This window comes from Cystobacter fuscus (genome assembly GCF_044360685.1).
Lineage (GTDB): Bacteria > Myxococcota > Myxococcia > Myxococcales > Myxococcaceae > Cystobacter > Cystobacter fuscus_C.
In genome coordinates this window covers 10,000,886-10,020,321 of sequence record NZ_CP043491.1, presented here as the reverse complement: position 1 = coordinate 10,020,321, position 19,436 = coordinate 10,000,886, and the positions used below count along the sequence as shown (strand labels likewise).

Genomic DNA, 19,436 nt, shown 5'->3' with positions numbered 1-19,436 from the left:
CGTGGCCCCGGATCCCCGCCTCCTGGCGAAGAGGGGTGCACGGTGAGTGTACGCGGGGGCATACCCGAACGCCTGAAGCCCCGCACGCCTTCCAGCAAGGCGATGTCGCAATCTGTGCCCCGCGAAAAAATACACGCCGCGTGATAGTTCCACTCTCCATGGCATCCGAGCTCGACCAGGAGGTCGCCCGTCGGCGCACCTTCGCGATCATCTCCCACCCCGACGCGGGCAAGACGACCCTCACCGAGAAGCTGCTGCTCTACGGCGGCGCCATCCACCTGGCCGGTAGCGTGAAGGCGCGGCGCGCCAGCCGCCACGCGACCAGCGACTGGATGGAGCTGGAGAAGCAGCGTGGTATCTCCGTGACCTCCTCGGTCCTGCAGTTCCCCTACCGGGGCCACGCGGTGAACCTGCTGGACACCCCGGGCCACCAGGACTTCTCCGAGGACACCTACCGCACCCTGGCGGCGGCGGACGCGGCGGTGATGCTCATCGACGCGGCCAAGGGCGTGGAGCCCCAGACCAAGAAGCTCTTCAAGGTCTGCCGCATGCGCGGCATCCCCATCTTCACCTTCGTGAACAAGCTGGACCGCTTCGGCCGCGCGCCCCTGGAGCTCATGGACGAGCTGGAGCAGGTGCTGGGTCTGCGCGCCTACCCGATGAACTGGCCCATCGGCATGGGGCCGGAGTTCCGGGGCGTATATGACCGGCAGCACAAGGTGGTGCACGTCTTCTCTGCGGAAGGGCGCCACGGCGAGTCCGAGGTGGCCGAGCGCTCGGTGCCGCTCGACTCCGAGGAAATCCACTCGGTGCTCAGCGAGCGCGAGCTGGCCACGCTCAAGGAGGAGATCGAGCTTTTGGACATCGGCGGGGACGAGTTCACCCGGGAGAAGGTGACCTCGGGGCAGCTCACGCCCATGTTCTTCGGCAGCGCGATGACCAACTTCGGCGTGCGGCCCTTCCTGGACGCGTTCCTGGAGCTGGCCCCCCCGCCCACCTCGCGTCCGACGAAGGAGGGCCCGCGCGAGCCCACCTACCCGAAGTTCTCCGGCTTCGTGTTCAAGATCCAGGCGAACATGGACCCCGCGCACCGCGACCGCATCGCGTTCATGCGCGTGGTGTCCGGTCGCTACGTGAAGGGGATGACGGCGTTCCACTCGCGGCTGGGCAAGGACGTGCGCCTGGCCAAGCCCAGCCAGTTCCTCGCCGCCGAGCGCACGGCCATCGAGGACGCGTGGCCGGGCGACGTCATCGGTCTGTTCGACCCCGGCATGTTCCGCATCGGCGACACCCTGGCCGAGGGCGAGGACCTGCTCTTCGAGAGCGTGCCGCGCTTCAGCCCGGAGTACTTCGCCATCGTGCGCTCGAAGGATCCGCTGCGCCGCAAGCAGATGGAGAAGGGCCTGGAGCAGCTCTCCGAGGAGGGCACGGTGCAGATCTTCCAGCAGCTCGGCATGGGCATGAAGGATCCCATCGTCGGGGTGGTGGGTGCCCTGCAGTTCGAGGTGCTCCAGTTCCGCGTCGAGCACGAGTACGGCGCGCGCATCATGTTGGACCGGCTGCCCTTCAGCCACGCGCGCTGGGTGGTGGGGCCGAACTTCGACCCGAAGACCTTCGACTGGGAGGGCAATCGCCAGACGGTGCAGGACCGCGATGGCCTGCCCCTGGTGCTCTTCCGGGACGACTGGGCCCTCCAGCACGCCGAGGAGAAGCACCCGGAGCTGAAGTTCCTCTCGGCGGCGCCGCAGCTGCGGCAGCTCGCCGCGACCGGGAGCTGAAGCACCGCGGCCGCCCGGGGTGGGCTACTTGTACGGCACCACCGTGCCACCCCGGTGCGCCGAGTCGCGCAGCACCAGGCGCGTCTCCTTGTGGAGGCGCGCCGCCTTGGGGCCGACGAGGAAGGGCTTGGGGTCGCCCTTGCGGAAGGTCTTCTTCAGGTACTCCTCCACCTCGCGGTAGGTGCGCATGAAGATATCCGCCGCCGCTTCCTTGCGGCCCGTCTGGGGCGTGACGTCCATCTCCGCCCACATCTGGCCGCTGAGCAGCTCGCCCTCCTCGTTCATCCGGCAGCGCTCGAAGAAGATGACGGGCGAGCGCACCTCGTCGATGCGCCAGAAGCCCTTGTCCGGGCCGCGCTTCACCTTGTCCACGATGGCCGGGCCCGCGGCCACCACCACGAGGTACAGGTCCTCCTCGGGCAGCCGGGGCACGTTCGCCTGCGAGGCCCGGAAGGTCTCCCAGTCGGGAGGCACGCGCCGGGGGTACACCTCCAGCTCGAAGCGCTCGAGGTGGCGGAAGAAGGCGACCTCGTCGTCGGGGGACATGAAGAACTGAACCTGGGTGGCCATGCGTTGGCCCATTAACCGAATGCCGGGCCGTGCGGAAGTCCGAGCCGGTCTGGACTAAGGATTCCCCCCATGGACAAGACCTTCGACGCGCTGCTCACCCGGATGCACGAACTCCGCGACCTGGGAGGAGTCATCGGCCTGGCCTCGTGGGACCGGGAGACCTACCTGCCCACCCGCGCCCACGAGGCCCGCTCCCACCAGCTCTCCACCCTGCACGGCATCCAGCACGAGCGCCTGGTGGACCCCCGGCTGGGCGAGCTGCTCGCCTGGGCCTCGGACGCTCCGGGGCTCACCCCGGACCAGCGCGCCATGGCGCGTGTGCTGACGCAGGAGCGGGATCGGGCGGTGAAGCTGCCCCGGACCCTGGTGAAGGCGCTCGCCGAGGCCCAGAGCCAGGGCCTGCACGCTTGGCGCGAGGCCCGCGAAGAGCGCCGCTTCGCCCGCTTCCAGCCCGCCCTCTCCCGGCTGCTCTCCCTGCGCCGGGAGCAGGCGGACGCGTATGGCCATGGCGGCGAGCGCTATGACGCCCTGCTCGACGAGTACGAGCCCGGCATGCGCGTGGCGCGCCTGGGCCCGGTGCTGGCCTCGCTGCGCGACACCCTCATCCGCCAGGTGGGGGTGCTCCAGGCCGCGCCGCGCCAGGTGCCGGAGCTCTTCCAGGGCCGGCGCTTCGACACCGAGGCCCAGTGGCGCGTGTCGCTGCGGATGCTCGGGGACATGGGCTTCGAGCTGGACGCGGGCCGGCAGGACAAGAGCATCCACCCCTTCTCCAGCGGCCTGCACCCCACGGACGTGCGCCTCACCACGGACCTGGACGAGCACTCGCTGGAGGGCCTCTTCAGCACGCTGCACGAGGGCGGGCACGGACTGTACGAGCAGGGCTTCCAGCCGGCCCACCACCGCACGCCCCTGGCGAACGCACCCTCCATGGGCCTGCACGAGTCCCAGTCGCGCCTGTGGGAGAACCTCGTGGGGCGCGGCCGGCCCTTCTGGACGCACTACTTCCCGCTGCTGCGCGACACCTTCTCCGAGGGGCTCGCGGGCGTGGAACTGGACGGCTTCCTCGCGGCCATCAACCGCGTCACGCCCTCGTTCATCCGCATCGCCGCGGACGAGGTGACGTACAACCTGCACATCGTGCTGCGCTACGAGCTGGAGCTGCTGCTCATCCGCGACGAGCTGCCCCTGGACGAGCTGCCCGCGGCGTGGAACGAGCGCATGCGGCGCTTCCTGGGCATCACCCCGCCGGATGACCTGCAGGGCGTGCTCCAGGACATCCATTGGGCCTGGGGGGAGTTCGGCTACTTCCCCACGTATGCCCTGGGCAACCTCTACTCGGCGTCCCTCTACGCCGCGGCTCGGCGGGCCCTGCCGGGGCTGGAGGAGGGGATTGCCCGCGGTGAGCTGCGGCCCCTGCGCGACTGGCTGCGCGACCACGTGCACGCCGAGGGCTACCGCCTGCCCGCGGAGGAACTCGTGCGCAAGGTGACGGGTCAGGGCCTCACCGACGTGGACTTCCTCGCCTACCTCCAGTCCAAGTTCGGCGCCCTCTATGGCGTGAGTCTCTGAGGCGAGGAGCGGGTGCTTCCGCCAACGCCAGTCTTCATTCGCAGACGCCGATGAGCTGGCCGTCGTCGTCGAAGCACCTCTTCTTCAACGGGGAGTCCGGGCACGCGCAGCTCCGGCCGTCATCGCAGAAGTCCGCCTCGACCGGGCAGGATCTGGCGCAGTAGCGCGACTCCTCCGTTTGCCCTGGCTCCCAATGCACACAGGTGAGTCCTCGCTCGCAATCCTTCGAGCTCAAGCACTCCCAACCCGAGGGATGACAGCCGCCAAGCAGCAGCGCGAGCAGCGCCAGGACTCCCGCGCCAGACAATGAATCAGGACACCGCTGTCGCATCGTGCTCGGGGTTTCGAGGGAATCGTGCATGGACCGCTCCGGGGGTGAAAGTGAGTTCCCCTGCCTGAGCAACTTCCGAGCCAGCCCTCACCTGTCTGTCTCCCCTGCGAGGTCGGTGTCCTCTACGGCGTGACGTCCCGGGGCGGCGGGGTTGCTCGCCGCCGCGCGGCGTCCTCCAGGTACTCGCGGACGACTCGCACGAGGGGCAGGCGCAGCGCGGTGTCCACGTCGATGAACCGGGCCCACACCACCTCGCGGTGGTCGAGCACCAGGGGGGGCTCGGTCTCGACCTCCAGCTCCACGAAGTGGCAGGTGTCGTGTTTGTACACGTAGCGGTTCTGGCTCACGAAGACGGGGCGCAGCCGCTCGGGTGGCACGTGCAGCCCCACCTCCTCGCGCAGCTCGCGCGAGCCCGTCTGCGCGGGGCTCTCCCCCGGGTCCTGGCCACCGCCCGGCAGGCTGAAGTCGCGCCTGTAGGAGTTCTGCAACAACAACACCTCGCGGCCCCGCCACACCCCCACGAGGGTCCCCTCGGTCGTTGGACGTCGGACGAACCACCAGACGAGTGCCAGATTGTAGGCACCGCGATAGGCCACGCGCACGAAGGGATCCACTAGAGAACTCACGACGCCTCCTGCGCGAACCCTACCTCGCTTCGCGTTGTGGTGAGGGCCCCCTTCGTGCGAAGCCGTGGGGCATGGCCGCCTCGCAGACCTTCGAGATGACGCGACCCCAGAAGATCTTCACCCTCGCCGGGGTGATGCTCGGCATGTTGCTGGCCGCGCTCGACCAGACGATCGTGTCCACCGCGGGGCCCGCCATCCAGCGCGACCTGCACATCCCCGCCTCGCTCTACGCGTGGCTCACCACGTCCTATCTCGTGGCCTCCACGGTGCTGGTGCCCGTGTATGGCAAGCTGTCGGACGGGTTCGGCCGGCGGCGCATCCTCGTCATCGGCATCCTCATCTTCCTGGGCGGCTCGGCGCTGTGCGGCCTGTCGCGCACCACGCTCCAGCTCATCCTCGCCCGGGCGGTGCAGGGAGCCGGGTCCGCGTCGCTCTTCACCAGCGCGTTCGCCATCGTCGCGGACATCTTCCCGCCCGCCGAGCGCGGCAAGTACCAGGGCCTCTTCGGCGCCATGTTCGGGCTGTCCAGCGTGGTGGGCCCCCTGGTGGGTGGATTCCTCACGGACCATCTGAGCTGGCACTGGGTGTTCTTCGTCAACCTGCCCCTGGGCGCGGTGGCGCTCTTCTTCATCCTCACGCGCATGCCGCCCCTGCGCCGCCCGGGGGCCCGGCCCTCCGTGGACGTGGGCGGGGCGCTCACCCTGGGGCTGTTCACCGTGCCCCTGCTCGTGGCGCTGTCGCTGGGCCGCAATGCCTCCAGCTCAGACGAGGTGGGCTACGCGTGGGGCTCGCCCCAGATCCTCGGCATGCTGGCGCTCTCGGTCGTGGGCCTCTTCGCCTTCATCCTCGTCGAGCGCTCCGTGCGCGAGCCCCTGGTCGACCTGTCGCTCTTCCGCAACCGCGTGTTCGCCGTGGGCAACCTGGCCACGTTCCTCAACGGCGGGGTGTTCCTGGGCGCCATCGTCTTCCTGCCCCTCTTCATGGTGAACGTGGTGGGGCTGTCGGCCACGCGCTCGGGCTTCACCCTCACGCCCCTGACGCTGGGCGTGGTCACGGGCAACATCCTCTCCGGACAGCTCGTGTCGCGCTGGGGCCGCTACAAGCCCCTGATGCTCATCGCCCAGGTCGTGCTCATGACGGGCTTCGGCGTCATGGCCTTCACCCTCTCGCCAGACTCCACCCAGGGTGAGCTGACGTTGAAGATGATCCTCGTGGGCCTGGGACTGGGTCCCGCGATTCCCCTCTTCACGCTGGCCATCCAGAACGGGGTGGCGCCCCAGCAGATGGGCGTGGCCACCGCGAGCGCCACCTTCTTCCGGCAGATGGGCTCCACCATGGGCGTGGCCCTGCTGGGCACGGTGTTCGGCGGGGTGCTCGCCTCCTCCATGACCACGCACATGGCCGAGGCCACCCGGAACGTCCCGGCCGAGTGGCGCCGGGAGTTCGCTCCGCCCTCGGACGCGGGCGGGCAGGCGGGAGGGGAGGGCATGGTGGGAGGGCGGATGTTCGACGCGGCGGCCCTCAAGGCGCGTCTGGCCGTGGACTTCGACCGGCGGCACGAGGCGCTCACCCGGGCGGTCGGGGAGGGCGACGCCCAGGCGCGGGGTCGGCTCGAGGGCCTGGCGCGGGCGCGCGAGTCCGCCGAGTCCACCGTGGACCAGGTGGCCCGGGCCTTCAAGACGGCCTTCACCGAGGCCATCCGCTTGCTCTACCTGGTGACCCTGCTGCTCGCCGCGCTGGCGTTCCTCGTCGTCCTCGCGCTGCCGGAGCTCCCCCTGCGCAAGAGCAACGCGCCGCCTCCCGCCGCCTTGGAGTAGGCCGTCTCCGTCAATGCGCCCCTGGCCGCGCGCCCTGTTCGGCTTCCATGCTCCACGTCTCTTCCGGCGTTGGCTGATGCCAGGGCCAGAGCCGCTGGGCCAGGCGCATGTAGAGCGTCCCCAGATGGGCGAGGTCCTCCTGGCAGACGAAGACGGCCGCCCGCAGGACGCTGCGCGGAGACAGTTCGGCGTCCGTGCGGAGCAGCTCATCCAAGTGGGTCCGGCTGTCCTCCGGCACGGTGTTCAGGATGTCCCGCTTCGAGAGATCATCGTCATGGAGTGTGGCCCACTCCAGGAGTTGCCGGCGCAGTTCCCGCCGGAGCTTTTCCTCGGGGCCGAAGACCTGCAGGCATAGCTGGAACAGCTCTGAATCCGCCCCGGAGTCGAGCTCGGAGGGGTCCGTGCGGAAGAGGGGATCGGCCGCGGCGCGCCAGAGGCAGTCCCAGGTTGGCTCCGCGTGCACTCGCGTGAAGAGCCCACGGGCGGTGAGATAGCTCTGCATGGAGTCGTGGAAGAAGCGGACCTGCGCCGGTTGCTGCCCTGGAATGACGCAGGCGTCCTCCGGGACGAGCAGCCCGGCGTGGAGCAGCTTCTGCATCTGTTCCTGCTCCGGTGCGTTCCGGTAGCGCAGCGAGCGGATGCCCTGGGTCCAGTACGTCCGCAGACAGAACTCCCCCGCCCAGGCCAGCAGCTCCGTGTCCTCTCCACCCGAGAGGCCCTGTTGGCGCAGCAGACCCCGGAAGGCCGCTTCGTAGAGCGCGGCGATGCCCTCCTCCCCCGAGTCGTGGCCGAACAGCAGCGCCAACCGGACCAGGATGGGCAGGTAGGTTCCATCGGGTCCCCGGCAGGCCTCCAGCCTCTGCTCGGTCTGTTGATGTCCCCCGGGGGCGTAGGCGGCGACGAAGCGGCCCAGGGTTTCGTCATCCAGGCGTCTGGGCTCCGCGATCATCCACTGTCTGGCGCCCTCCACGACCTGTCGGAAACCGAGGTGGGGCCTCGAGGTGAGCAGCAGCCTCACCGAGTGCCCGTAGCTTCCATCCAGGAACTCCTTCAAGGACTCGGTGCTCAGTGCCGACTCCGTCAGACCATCCACCACCAGCACGTAGTCTCCGCGCAGCAACAGGACTTCGTGGATGTCTTTTGGAAGGGGATTGGACGTCAGCGCCTGGAAGGCGATTCCCTCCAGCGTGTGTCCGCGCCCGTCACACAGCACGGGCAGGGGTTTGGACGGATCCTCCGTGAAGTCCGAGAGCATCCGTTGCACCACCTCGCGCAGCAGCGCGCTCTTGCCGCGCCCTCCCGGGGATTCGATGAGGACATGGCCTCCCTCTGGCTGGGTGAGGAATCGCGCGATGCGCTCCTCGGGAGTTTCCAGGGTCAGGTACGTCGGAGAGGCGCGGGCCGGCGTCCCCATGGGCGACGCATGCGTCGTTCCCTCCCGGAAGTGGGCGGGCAGGGAGACGTATCGTTCGTGATTGGCCTGGCGGCGCCAGGCTTCCACCTTGCGGCCCACGTGCGCCACGTACTCGGCCTGGATGTGCCTGCGCGTGGAGGGCAGCCCGAGCGCCACGGGGACCAGCCACCAGAACGGCCGGGTGGAGGCCAGCAGCCGGAAGGCCGCGGGTGAGACGAGTCCCAGGACGAGACCCAGGAGCAATTCGAGGAAGAGCACTCCCACGAAGATGGGGAAATGAATCCTCCAGGCGTTGGTCATCCCGGCGAGGAACAACCCGCTGCCACCCAGGACGTTCGCGCTCCAGCCCAGGAAGGGGAGCCAGCGCTGGGCGAGGCGCTGGCGGGGGAGGAACATCAGGGGAAGGACGAAGAGCAGCGTCGCCAGGAGGCAGGCCAGCGTCGTGCGGAACCATACCTGTTCGATGAGCGGTGCATGGAAGAGCACGCCGCTCACTTCCAGCTTCGCCTGCGTTCCCGCCGCGTCCTGGTAGAGGAAGACGGCCTCGAGGGGCCGCGCTTCCAGCGAGCGCTCATCCATGTACCAGTTGAGCTGGGGTGGAGGCGTGCCCGGAGCGTATTGGCGGGTGACCGAGGCCACCAGGGGCTCGGCCCTGGCTCTGTCCCACAGCGTGACCTCCAGGCGTCCCGCGATCTCGCCGGTGGGAGCGGGAACCGGCCAGTGCAGGTCCACACTCCCGGTCTCGTCCTTCGGAAGCGGCGCCCTCAGATCGAGCCTTCCCTCGACCGTGACGTGTCCACCCGGTTCGACACGCAGCTCTCCGCCCCGAAGCTTCAGGGTGGCGCTCATCTTCTCCAGGGGAATGGTGGCGAAGCTGGCGGAGCCTGTCTGGATCCATCCCCCCATCCGCTGACCCGAGGGAATGACAATCGACACCTGGGTGCCCTTCATGACGGGATGGGACGCGAGGTAGTGCGACGGCTCCAGGGAGACGAAATACAGCATGCCGTCGAGCTCACTCTGGAGCCAGACGCCCGTGCCATCGGGCTCTACTCCCTGCACGGAAGCGTTCGCGCCTCCCAGCAGTGGCACAGCCTCTACCCGCTCCGCCTGGTGCTTCACGTGAACGACCTTGCTCGTTGTTTGCAGGCTCGCCGATACCAGGAGGTCCTCTGCTCCCACGGGGAAGGTGACGAACTCGCGCAGACCTCCCGTCTCCTGCATGAGCCACGAGAGCAATCCCTCCTTTCCCGCGAGGAGCCTTCCTTTCCCATCCAATAGGAAGACGCCACCTGATTCGGTCAAGGCCCAGAGCCGATCCGAGGGGGCCCTGTAGATGAGCACCTGCTGTCCTTCGAAGAGGGGTCCCCCGGGCAGGAGGGACCTGCCGTGGATGTCCACGAGATGGAGCCCTCCTTTTCCGGCGGCCTTCATTGCACCGGTGATCCACGCCCTGGAGCCATCCACGCTGGCCACGACCTGTCGGATGGGTGTTCCCCGCAGCAGGAGCGACGCTCTTGTACCGGGAGGCGCCCGCGGGTCGAGGTTGTAGAGCTGTCGCTTCGAGACATTACTTCCAGGGGGGCGTACCTCCGCCATGACCCATGAACGCAGTCCCTCTGGACCAGGAACGACCCAGAACGTCCCTTCCCCGCTGAGCAGCGGCCGTCCTTGTTCGGAGCGGTTCTCGGTGTCCAGGAAGAAGAGTTGTCGACCTGCTTCGAGCCAGGCCCTGGCCTCTTTGCCTATGGGCAGCACCTGCCACCAGCCGTATGGATCGTCGCCTGTCGATGTCAGGGCCGTCACAGGTGTGACGCGCGTGACATTTCCATCCGCATCGACGACGGAGATGAGCGCCGTGCCGGAGCGGCTCATCACCACCCAGAGCCGATGATGCGGCTCCAGTGGTTCAGGGAGGAAATAGGTAGGATTCGTATCGATGGGTGACCGGAAGGTCTGTTGCCGGAGCAGTATGAGCTTCTCCGCTTGGAGAACAATACGCCCCGACACCACGTCCTGGCCGGCCTCTACCAGATAGAGCCGGGCCTGTTCGGCGCGGCCTCCGTTCGGATGGGCGCTCGCGAGCACCCATGCCCTCCCGGGAATCGAGGTCTGAATCCATGACACGACACGGAATCCGGCCGCCAGCCAGGAGCCTCTTACATGGGTGGTAGTGCCTTGCCGATCCACGACGTGGGCGCCGTGCTCGTCCACCACCCAGACGTGCTGCTCATCTCCCCATGGAACGAGCGTAGCTCGCGAGGTCGCTACCGGAACGGGCCAGACGGGGCTGCCATGCACGCTGCCAGCCATGACGTCTCGTGCCTGTCCACACACCATCAAGAGGCATAACGTCATCAGCCAGACTGGCCTCCGCCTCTCCAGGGAAGACGCCACCCCTCGCGCGTTCATGACGAACCCCGGCCGTAAGGGTCTGCTTGACGGGTGCTGGCTCATTACTCAAATTTCGGACTCCCGGTCGGGTTCAGGGGGAATGATCATGTGGGGAGCCAATCGGAGAGAGTGATTGTGGCCAGTTGTGACAACCCCCCCCCCTGTTGAGAGTGCAAGGGGGCGGTTGTTCGCGCGCCAGCGGACCTGCCTCCACCTCTGCCGGGGATACAAACCTTGATCCGGTTGCTCTCTGGGATTCTGGGATGCCATGAATCCAGAAGAGAAGACTCGCATCTACATCGATCAGTCAGTCCCCGGGAGATTTATCAGGCCGGCTGGCTTCCGGCTCCACGAGGAAGATGCCCCCCTTGCGTGTTCATGGTCGGCTCGTGCGCTTCCTTCCCTCCATGGCAGGTATCCTGCGGTGTCTTCACATCCAAGAAGACATCCGTGAGGAGCTCATTCATTCAAGAGCAGGTATACCGCGTCATGGGACGGCCAATCATGGTCTGTTATGGCCTGGTTGGCGGGTTTTGAATCATTACCCAGAGTCCGGACCCCAGACCGGGTCCAGGGGGAGCTATTCATGTGGGGAGCCAAGCGGAGTGAGCGTTTGTGGGCTCTCGTGGTGCCAATCGTGATGGGGGGGCTAGGGGGCGGCTATGCACGCGCTGATGGGCCGAACCCTTCCTCTGACAGGGAAGCAACCCCTCGCTCCGGGTGCTATCTGGAGTATTGGAGTGTCGATGAGCCGAATAGGAAGACTCGAATCTCCAGCACGACGTCTGGCTCGCGGGATGATGGACGGACACGGATGCAAATCGCCCAGTTGGGCTGTCGCTGTCCTTCTTTGAGTGAAGGTAGAGTAACCCCTTTCTGTCCGTATCCATCCTGGTCCAGGGATGAGTTCGACCCACGAGTTCCGACTCCTCCCTGGAAGGAGTCGAGAGGACCGCTGAGCCTCGAAGTCGGGCCCCGCGCGGTGCTGAACTTCAGCCCGGAGTTCAACATGAAACCCATCCAGGGCCCGGCGCGAATCGAACAAGGCCTCCCCTTGGATGCCTTGAATGCCGCCACCCTCCAGTGTGAGGACGAGAGCGCTCCACGTTGAGGGGGGTTCACCCCATTGCAGCGCGGTGCGGTCAGTCCGCGCTGTCGTGGGCCACCCAATCGACCTTGAGACCGGAGATCGCGGACGTGGTCGCGTCGGGGCTGCTGCCTCTGTGCCTCGGACGGTGTCGTCGAACGTGTCGAAATCATCGACGAAGTCGACTCTTCCGAGAGCAGTTGCCGCTCGAGCCGCTCGAGCAGCGCCAGGTCCGCGCGGGCTCGCTCGGCCAGGGGCGCGAACAGCAGGCGCGCACGCACCTCCATGCCTTTCTCCAGCTCGAAGCGTTTCAGGTCGTCTGGCAGCCCGAGCAGTACCTCCGTCAGGGGGCGCACCCGGTGCAGTTGGTAGGAGCCCAGGGGTTCCCACCGCCGCGCCACCTCTTCCGCGGAGGCCGCGTTCGCCAGGGCGTTGCGTGCCGACTCATCGGCCTCCGCCCTCCATGGGTTCGGCCCATCGGCTCCGGCACAACCGTTCCAGGGTCCGGCGTACCTGGGTGAGGTCGATGTCCTGCGAGGGCCGGGTGACGTCGTGCTCCGCCCAGTTGGTGAAGAGCAGGAAGAAGAAGCGCACGTCGGAGGCACGAAAGCCGCCCGACCGGGCGCCGGCGCCATGCGCGGCCAGGAGCGCCGCCTGGACGAAGGTGGCCTGGGCCGTGACGTGTCCGAGGCGATCCGCGAGGGAGGGAGTCCGGGTCATATCGCGCGCAGGTTAACCCTTCCGCGCCGAGGTGACATGGGAGGTGACATTGTCTGTACGCGGGGGGTGAAGCGGCGGGCCCATTCCGCGTACACCTCAGCTCACTCGAGCGAGGTCCCATGCTTCCGCTGCTCCTCGGTATCGCCGTTGTCTGTTTCGCCATCGAGCACCTCTTCCGCGGTTGGCGCTTGCCGCGCGTGCGCTCCTGGCATCTGCGTGTCGTGGTCATCAATCTGGTGCAGGTGGGAGTCGTCGTGCTCGCGGGCTTCACCTGGGAGCGCTGGCTGTCGGCGTCTTCTCTCTTCCACCTGTCGCGCCACCTGTCCCCGCTGCCCGTGGGTGTGCTCGCCTACGTCATCGCCACCTTCGTCTTCTATTGGTGGCACCGGGCCCGGCACGAGAGCGATCTGCTCTGGCGTTTCTTCCATCAGATCCATCACAGCCCCCAGCGACTGGAGGTCATCACCAGCTTCTACAAGCACCCGCTGGAGATGGTGGCCAACTCGCTCATCGGTGGACTGCTCGTCTACACCGTGCTGGGACTGAGCCCGGCGGCCGGCGCCGTCTACACCGCCTGCACCGCGCTGGGCGAGTTCTTCTACCACACCAACGTGCGCACTCCCCGCTGGGTGGGCTTCATCTTCCAGCGCCCGGAGATGCACCGCATCCACCATGAGTACGGCAAGCACCGCAACAACTATGGCGACATCGTCTGGTGGGACATGCTCTTTGGCACCTACGACAACCCGCCCACGTGGGATGCCTCCTGTGGCTTCGATGACGCCCGTGAGCAGCGGTTGACCGACATGCTCGCCTTTCGCGACGTCCATTCGAAGTGAGGAGGACGCCAGCCACCCGCCTGTTTCCTTGCCCTCGGAGACAGGGCTCACCTGGGCGGCGGCGGGCGGGCGTGCTCGGGTGACTCGTCGGCGAGGGAGGGAGCAGGCCATCGCGAGCGGTGCCAGGGGGTGGGCATACCTTGGTCCTAGGGCTTCGTGAGCCACGGGGGACATGCATGTCCGCGGACAGCGAGCGCAAGGATGAGCCGGAGTTCAAGGTCGCGCTGCGCGAGAGCGAGGAGCGCTTCCGGCTCCTCATCGACAGCCTGCGGGACTACTCCGTCTTCGCCTTGTCGGTGGAGGGCCATGTGAACAACTGGAACCTCGGCGCCGAGCGCCTCAAGGGGTACTCGACGCAGGAGGCCATCGGTCTGCACCTCTCGTGCTTCTTCCCGGAGGAGGAGAACGCGGAGCGGGTGCCGGAGCGGGTCCTCAAGCGGGCGGAGCTGGAGGGGCGCTCCGAGTATGAGGGGTGGCTCGTGCGCAAGGACAAGTCACGCTTCTGGGGCAGCGTGGTGTTCAGCGCCATGCGCGACCAGGACGGGCGGTTGCGCGGCTTTTCCAACATCGCGAGGGATCTCTCCGAGCGCAGGAGGGTGGAGAAGGCCCAGGCCTTTCTCGCCGAGGCGGGTGAGGTGCTGACCGGCTCGCTCGAATACGAGAAGACCCTGCACGAGGTGGTTCGCCTCGCCGTGCGCGGCATGGCGGACTGGTGCTCGGTGGCCGTCCAGGGCCCCGATGGGCTGGCGGTGCGGGCCGCCGCGCACGTGGATCCCTCGCGGGAGCCCACGGTCCGGGGTCTGTTGCGCGTGCTGCCCGAGGCCGAGTCGAAGTTGGCGCGGGGCATCCGGCACGTGGTGCGCACGGGGCAGTCCGAGTTCTGCTCCGACACGCTCGAGGCCGCGTGGGTGCGGGCCGCGCTCGGGGTCGACACCCCGGAGCGCTTCCTGTCGCTGGGAGCGCGCTCGTTCATGTGCGTGCCGCTCAAGGCGCGTGGGACCACCTTCGGCGCCATCACCTTCGTGTCGGTGACGTCGGGCAGGAGCTACGGGTCGGCGGAGCTCGTGCTCGCGGAGGAACTGGCGCGCAGGGCGGGCCTCGCGGTGGACAACGCGCGGCTGTTCCGCAAGGCGCAGGAGGCGCTCAAGGCGCGCGACGAGTTCCTCTCCATGGCGTCGCATGACTTGCGCTCTCCACTCAACTCACTGCGTCTGCAATTGCAGGCCGTGCGCCGGGACATGCAGCCCGGGGACGACGGGCCGCGCGCCTCGGAGAAGCTGGTGTCCCGGGTGGAGTCGATGGAGCGGCAGACGGACCGGATGCTGCGCATGATGGATGCGCTGCTGGACATCACCCAGATGACGGCGGGCCGGCTCGAGCTGAAGCGCCAGAAGGTGGATCTCGTCGAGTTGGTGCGCGGCGCCGTGGGCACGCTCGACGAGGAGTTGCGTCAGAACGGGGTGCGGATGCGGGTCCACGCGGAAGGCCACGTCGAGGGGTCGTGGGATCGGCTGCGGCTCGAGCAGGTCGTCGACAACCTGCTGTCCAACGCGGTGAAGTATGGCAAGGGCCAGCCGGTGGACCTGACGGTGTGCACGGACGGCACCACGGCGAAGCTCGTGGTGCGGGACCAGGGCGTGGGCATCGCGCCCGAGGACCAGGAGCGGCTCTTCGAGCGCTTCGAGCGCGTGCGGCTCGACCGGGACGTCAACGGGTATGGGGTGGGGTTGTGGATCGTCCGGCGCGTGGTGGAGGCGCACGCGGGGAGCGTCTTCGTCGAGAGCCGGCTGGGCGAGGGCGCGAGCTTCACCGTCCTGCTGCCCACGCGTCCGGCCCAGCCCGGGCGCGCCCAGGAGCCGGACCCGGGGTCGTGCCCACCCGCCGTCCACTGACGCGCGTCCTCGCTCCCACCTTCCGCGGTGCCGCGGGTCAGCGGGCGCGGAGGACCAGTGCCTGGTAGGGCCGCAGCTGCAACTCCCGCGTGCCCTCCAGGGACGGGTAGTTGTTGCTGAGCACCTCGCCTCCGACGAACTGCTCGGGAATCCGGTAGGCCTCGGGCTGACCGCTGAAGTGTCCGACGACGAGCAATCGGGTGTGTCCGTCGTCCCGGATGTAGCTGAAGACGGTGGGGTGCTCGGCGTCCAGCAGCGTGAAGGTGCCGTCGCGCACGACGGGCAGTGCCTTGCGCAACGCGATGACGTCCCGGTAGTGGTGCCAGACGGAGCGCGGGTCCGCCTCGGCCGCTTCGGCGTTGATGCCCGTGTAGTTGGGGTTCAGGGCGAGCCAGGGCGTGCCCTCGGTGAACCCCGCGTTCTTCTCCCTGGACCAGTGCATGGGGGTGCGGGCGTTGTCCCGCCCTCGGGCGTACACACCCGCGAGGATGCGCGCGGTGTCCCAGCCGTGCTCGTCGCGCAGCACCTTGTAGGCATTGAGGGTCTCGATGTCCTTGTAGTGCTCGATGCTCTCGAAGGACACGTTGGTCATGCCGAGCTCCTGGCCCTGGTAGATGTAGGGCGTGCCCTGCATGAACAGCAGCACGGTGCAGAGCATCTTGGCGCTCTCCACGCGGTACTCCCGGTCATTGCCGAAGCGGGACACGGCGCGGGGCTGATCGTGGTTGTCCCAGTACAGGCTGTTCCAGCCGCGGCCGTGCAGCTCCGTCTGCCAGCGCGCCAGCACGCGCTTGATGCCCGGCAGGGTCAGCGGAGGGTTGCTCCACTTGCCGTGCTCGACGGCGTCGTCGCCGAGGAACACGTGCTCGAAGTGGAAGACCATGTTCAGCTCTCCCCGCCCGGCGCCGCAGTACAGGGCGCCCTCGGCGGGCGTCACTCCGGGCGTCTCGCCGACGGTCATCACGTCGTAGTGGGCGAGCACCTCGCGGTGCAGCTCCTGGATGAACTCGTGGATGCGCGGGCCGTTGAGGAAGTATGGCCCGCCGTCGGTGAGCGTGGTTCCGGGGATGGGCCGGCCCTCGGGGTAGTCGGGGTGCTTGCTGAGCATGTTGATGGTGTCCATGCGCCAGCCGTCCACGCCCTTGTCGAGCCAGAAGCGCACCAGGTCGTGGACCTCGCGCCGCACCGCGGGGTTCTCCCAGTTCAGGTCCGGCTGCTTGCGGCTGAAGAGGTGCAGGTAGAACTCCCCGCTCTTCTCGTCCTTCTCCCACACGGGACCGCTGAAGAAGGACTGCCAGCGGGTGGGCGGCTGGCCGTTCCGCCCCTTCTTCCAGATGTAGTAGTCGCGCTTGTCGGAGCGCGGGTCCGCTCGGGATTCGATGAACCAGGGGTGCTCGTCGCTGGTGTGGTTCACGACGAGGTCGAGCATGATCTTCAGGCCGCGCGCGTGGGCTTCCCGCAGCAGCTCCTCGAAGTCGGCCATGGTGCCGAACTCGGGCATGATGGCGCGGTAGTCGGAGATGTCGTAGCCGTTGTCGTCGTTGGGGGAGGCGAAGATCGGCGACAGCCAGAGCACGTCCACGCCGAGCCGCTTGAGGTAGTCGAGCCGCCGGATGATGCCGCGCAGGTCGCCGATGCCGTCGCCGTTGCTGTCCTGGAAGCTGCGGGGATAGATCTGGTAGACGACGGCGTCCTTCCACCAGGGGATGGCAGGGGGGGAGTCGGGGGGCGTCATGTGCGTCTCCTCGCTGGGACCGCGGTGGCTGTGAGTGGCTCCGGGGGCGGAGTCCTCCCTGGAGGGTGTTTACGCCCAGAAGGCGAGCGCGGCACCCGCGACGGTGGCGAGCACGTTGACGGTGTCATTTCCCAACCATCCGAGGCCCCGCAGGCTCCGGGTGGGACGGCCACAGCGGTGGACGCGGCGCTCCGTCTCCCGAGCACAGGTCTCGCACCAGCGCACGTCCTGCACGGTGGCGCCCAGGAGACTGTCGCTCAACGAGCCCACGACTCCCGCGAGGACGAGCCACGGCACGAGCCTCCACGACAGGCCGGTGGGCAGGGCGATGAGGGCGACGAAGGCGGCGCCCGCGGTGGAGGCGAGCAGCCCCATCGCCGACACGGCACCGGACGTGCCGGGCGGCACGGGCCGCAGGGTGGTGAGCTGCCTGGGGGGCGAGCGGGAGAGGACGCCCAGCTCGGTGGCCCACGTGTCCGCGTTGGCGGCGGCCAGGGCGCCCAGCATCGCCAGGAGGTAGCGCGAGTCCCCGGTGGTGGCCAGGAGCACGGCGGCCACGGCTGCCACGCCCCCGTTGGCCAGGGCCTGCCCCAGGTCACGTGTCCCCGTCTTGGCGTACTCGGCCTCCACGTCGGCCTTGCGCGCGCGGAACATCTTGGACAGGGCACTGGAGGAGAAGAAGAAGCCGAGCAGGGCCACGGCCCCCGCCGGGCCTCCCAGCCCGAAGACGGGCGTGCCGATGAGGATCGCGCCGAGGACACCACTCGGGCTGAGCGACCCCCGGGCCCAGGCCGCCACGCCGATGAACAGGGCGATGCCCGCGCCCATGCCCAGTCCCCAGGCGTTCGCGGCGGGGGTCCACGCGAGCACGCCGCCGGTGGCCAGCGGTACCCAGAGGTTGTCCAGTCCCCGGGTGCCGAGCGCCTCGACGCAGGTGGCCACCACCGCCGCCAGCAGCGCCAGGGTCACCCGGGGCATGTCGGGGGGGAGCCCGGGCAGCCACGTGAGCGCGGCCAGCACGCAGAGGAAGGTGCTCGCGCACAGGGCCAGCGAGCCCTCCAGGCTCTTGAACTCCCCCCCCAGTGTTTCATAGCGGTGGCTCCCGAAACGCCGACCCACCAGCGAGGCCAGCGCGTCCCCGATGGTCATGGCCAGCACGCCTCCCACCGCCACTGCGGGCCGATCCCAGGCGCCCCACACCAGCGCGGAGAAGGACAGGGCGAACCAGACCGTGCCCAGGTTGTCCGGCGGGGCCTCCACCGCCTGGAGCAGACGTTTGCGGTGGATGACGTAGTTGCCCACCGCCGCCGTCAGCGAGGGCACGACGGCCCATTCGCGGTGCTCGAAGAGGGCGAGGATGCCGAAGATCCACAGGCCCACGCCCACATGGATGAACTTGCGCGCCAGCTCGCGGGGGACACCCCGGCGCGCGGCCACCTCGCCCACCAGCACGCACGCGCCCACGTAGCCATAGGACAGCAGGAGCGCTTGGAGATCCTGGCTCATCATGGGCACGAGTGTAGTCCCAGGAAAGGTGTCAGAGGACTCGTTCCGAAAGGTGTCTCCGAAAGGTGTCAGAGGATTCGTTCCGAGGGTTCGTTGCGCGGCGCGACCCTGGCCCGTCGCGTGCTTGGGGCGCGGTTCACCATGTCTGGACCGCATGACCTCTTCGCCCGCTACACCTTCGGCCACCCCGAGCGAGCCGCCGCCGAGCTGCGCGCGGTACTGCCCGCGCATGTCGTCTCCGAGGTGGACTGGTCATCCCTGCGGCGGGAGCCCGGCTCCGTCGTGGATCCGGAGCTGCGGGAGACCGAGAGCGACCTGCTCTTCACGGCGCGCTTGCGCACGGGCCAGCCGCTGCTGCTGTACGTGCTGTTGGAACACCAGTCCCGGGTGGATGGGTGGATGGCGCTGCGCATGCTGCGCTACGTGGTGCGCCACATGGAGCGCTGGCGCCAGGAGCACCCGGACAGCACGGGGCTGCCCCTCATCCTCCCGCTCGTCATGTACCACGGGTCCGAGGGCGCCTGGACGGCGCCGCGCCGGGTGGAAGAACTCTTCGCCCTGCCAGAAGGAGAGGAGGCGCGGACGCGCTGGCGAGCGTTGTTGCCGCGCTTCGAGTATCTGCTCGATGACCTGACGGCCGAGCGGGAAGAAGCACTGAAAGAGCGCTCCGGCCCACCGCTGGCCCGGTTGGCGTGGTTGGTGCTGCGCCATGGGCGGAGTGAGGAACTGGCCCGGAAGCTGCTGGAGTGGGAGGGACTCTTTGCCCAGGTGCATGCGGACAACGAAGGGTCCGAGCATCTGGTGGTGGTCATTCGTTACCTGCTCTGGGTAGGGGGCGAGCCCGTGCATGAAGCCGCCGGGCAGGTGTTACATTCGGTGCTAGGCAGGAGAAGGACGGAGGAGCTGATGCGAAGCTATGGCGAGCAACTCATCGAACGGGGACTCCAGCAGGGCCTGGAGAAGGGCCTGGCGCAGGGCCTGCGCCAAGGGCGTGCCGAGGTCATCCTGCGGATTCTCACCGTGAGAGGCGTGCAGGTCGACGAGGCGGCCCGGCAGCGAATTCTTTCGTGCTCGGATATGGCTACCCTCGATCGTTGGCTCGATCTCTCCCTGAAGGCCACCACCCTCTCCGAGGTGCTGGACGACCTGACCCAGTAG

At 68.1% G+C, this 19,436-nt stretch carries 13 protein-coding genes; 6 read left to right on the top strand and 7 right to left on the bottom strand.

Annotation, left to right across the window (positions count from 1 at the left end; translation table 11 throughout):
* Nucleotides 1-158 precede the first annotated feature (158 nt).
* On the top strand, nucleotides 159-1,778 hold the full coding sequence (locus F0U63_RS41055) for a peptide chain release factor 3 (protein WP_395839166.1): 1,620 nt from the start codon (nucleotides 159-161) through the stop codon (nucleotides 1,776-1,778).
* Nucleotides 1,779-1,802: 24 nt separating this feature from the next.
* Here F0U63_RS41055 and F0U63_RS41050 read toward each other — a convergent pair whose 3' ends face one another.
* Nucleotides 1,803-2,348: a hypothetical protein gene (locus F0U63_RS41050; RefSeq protein WP_395839163.1), complete on the bottom strand. Its 546-nt coding sequence runs from the start codon at nucleotides 2,346-2,348 to the stop codon at nucleotides 1,803-1,805.
* A gap of 69 nt (nucleotides 2,349-2,417) precedes the next feature.
* On the opposite strand from F0U63_RS41050, the gene F0U63_RS41045 reads away from it, so the two are divergent.
* Entirely contained in the window at nucleotides 2,418-3,917 is a 1,500-nt protein-coding gene (locus F0U63_RS41045; RefSeq protein WP_395839161.1) for a carboxypeptidase M32, read from the top strand.
* 34 nt (nucleotides 3,918-3,951) lie between these two features.
* Here F0U63_RS41045 and F0U63_RS41040 read toward each other — a convergent pair whose 3' ends face one another.
* Complete coding sequence (locus F0U63_RS41040; RefSeq protein WP_395839159.1) at nucleotides 3,952-4,278, bottom strand: hypothetical protein; 327 nt, start codon at nucleotides 4,276-4,278, stop codon at nucleotides 3,952-3,954.
* A 92-nt stretch (nucleotides 4,279-4,370) separates the two neighbouring features.
* A complete protein-coding gene (locus tag F0U63_RS41035) occupies nucleotides 4,371-4,874 on the bottom strand; it encodes an NUDIX hydrolase (protein ID WP_395839156.1) in 504 nt (167 codons plus the stop codon).
* A 71-nt stretch (nucleotides 4,875-4,945) separates the two neighbouring features.
* On the opposite strand from F0U63_RS41035, the gene F0U63_RS41030 reads away from it, so the two are divergent.
* On the top strand, nucleotides 4,946-6,691 hold the full coding sequence (locus tag F0U63_RS41030) for an MDR family MFS transporter (protein WP_395839154.1): 1,746 nt from the start codon (nucleotides 4,946-4,948) through the stop codon (nucleotides 6,689-6,691).
* A 10-nt stretch (nucleotides 6,692-6,701) separates the two neighbouring features.
* Here F0U63_RS41030 and F0U63_RS41025 read toward each other — a convergent pair whose 3' ends face one another.
* Both F0U63_RS41025 and F0U63_RS41020 read right to left on the bottom strand, forming a co-directional pair.
* The gene (locus tag F0U63_RS41025) at nucleotides 6,702-10,193 is read right to left on the bottom strand and encodes an NACHT domain-containing protein (protein WP_395839152.1); all 3,492 of its coding nucleotides are present in this window, start codon (nucleotides 10,191-10,193) and stop codon (nucleotides 6,702-6,704) included.
* Nucleotides 10,194-12,030: 1,837 nt separating this feature from the next.
* On the bottom strand, nucleotides 12,031-12,306 hold the full coding sequence (locus F0U63_RS41020) for a hypothetical protein (RefSeq protein ID WP_395839149.1): 276 nt from the start codon (nucleotides 12,304-12,306) through the stop codon (nucleotides 12,031-12,033).
* Between the two features lie 119 nt (nucleotides 12,307-12,425).
* Between F0U63_RS41020 and F0U63_RS41015 the strand changes: the two genes are divergently transcribed.
* On the top strand, nucleotides 12,426-13,145 hold the full coding sequence (locus F0U63_RS41015) for a sterol desaturase family protein (RefSeq protein WP_395839146.1): 720 nt from the start codon (nucleotides 12,426-12,428) through the stop codon (nucleotides 13,143-13,145).
* Between the two features lie 176 nt (nucleotides 13,146-13,321).
* Complete coding sequence (locus F0U63_RS41010) at nucleotides 13,322-15,037, top strand: ATP-binding protein (RefSeq protein WP_395839142.1); 1,716 nt, start codon at nucleotides 13,322-13,324, stop codon at nucleotides 15,035-15,037.
* A 37-nt stretch (nucleotides 15,038-15,074) separates the two neighbouring features.
* Here F0U63_RS41010 and F0U63_RS41005 read toward each other — a convergent pair whose 3' ends face one another.
* Together F0U63_RS41005 and F0U63_RS41000 are read right to left on the bottom strand one after the other, a co-directional pair.
* The gene (locus F0U63_RS41005; protein ID WP_395839140.1) at nucleotides 15,075-16,772 is read right to left on the bottom strand and encodes an alpha-glucosidase; all 1,698 of its coding nucleotides are present in this window, start codon (nucleotides 16,770-16,772) and stop codon (nucleotides 15,075-15,077) included.
* Between the two features lie 69 nt (nucleotides 16,773-16,841).
* A complete protein-coding gene (locus F0U63_RS41000) occupies nucleotides 16,842-18,281 on the bottom strand; it encodes a DUF92 domain-containing protein (protein WP_395839138.1) in 1,440 nt (479 codons plus the stop codon).
* Nucleotides 18,282-18,419: 138 nt separating this feature from the next.
* Here F0U63_RS41000 and F0U63_RS40995 point away from each other — a divergent pair, with 138 nt between their 5' ends.
* The gene (locus F0U63_RS40995; RefSeq protein WP_395839136.1) at nucleotides 18,420-19,436 is read left to right on the top strand and encodes an Rpn family recombination-promoting nuclease/putative transposase; all 1,017 of its coding nucleotides are present in this window, start codon (nucleotides 18,420-18,422) and stop codon (nucleotides 19,434-19,436) included.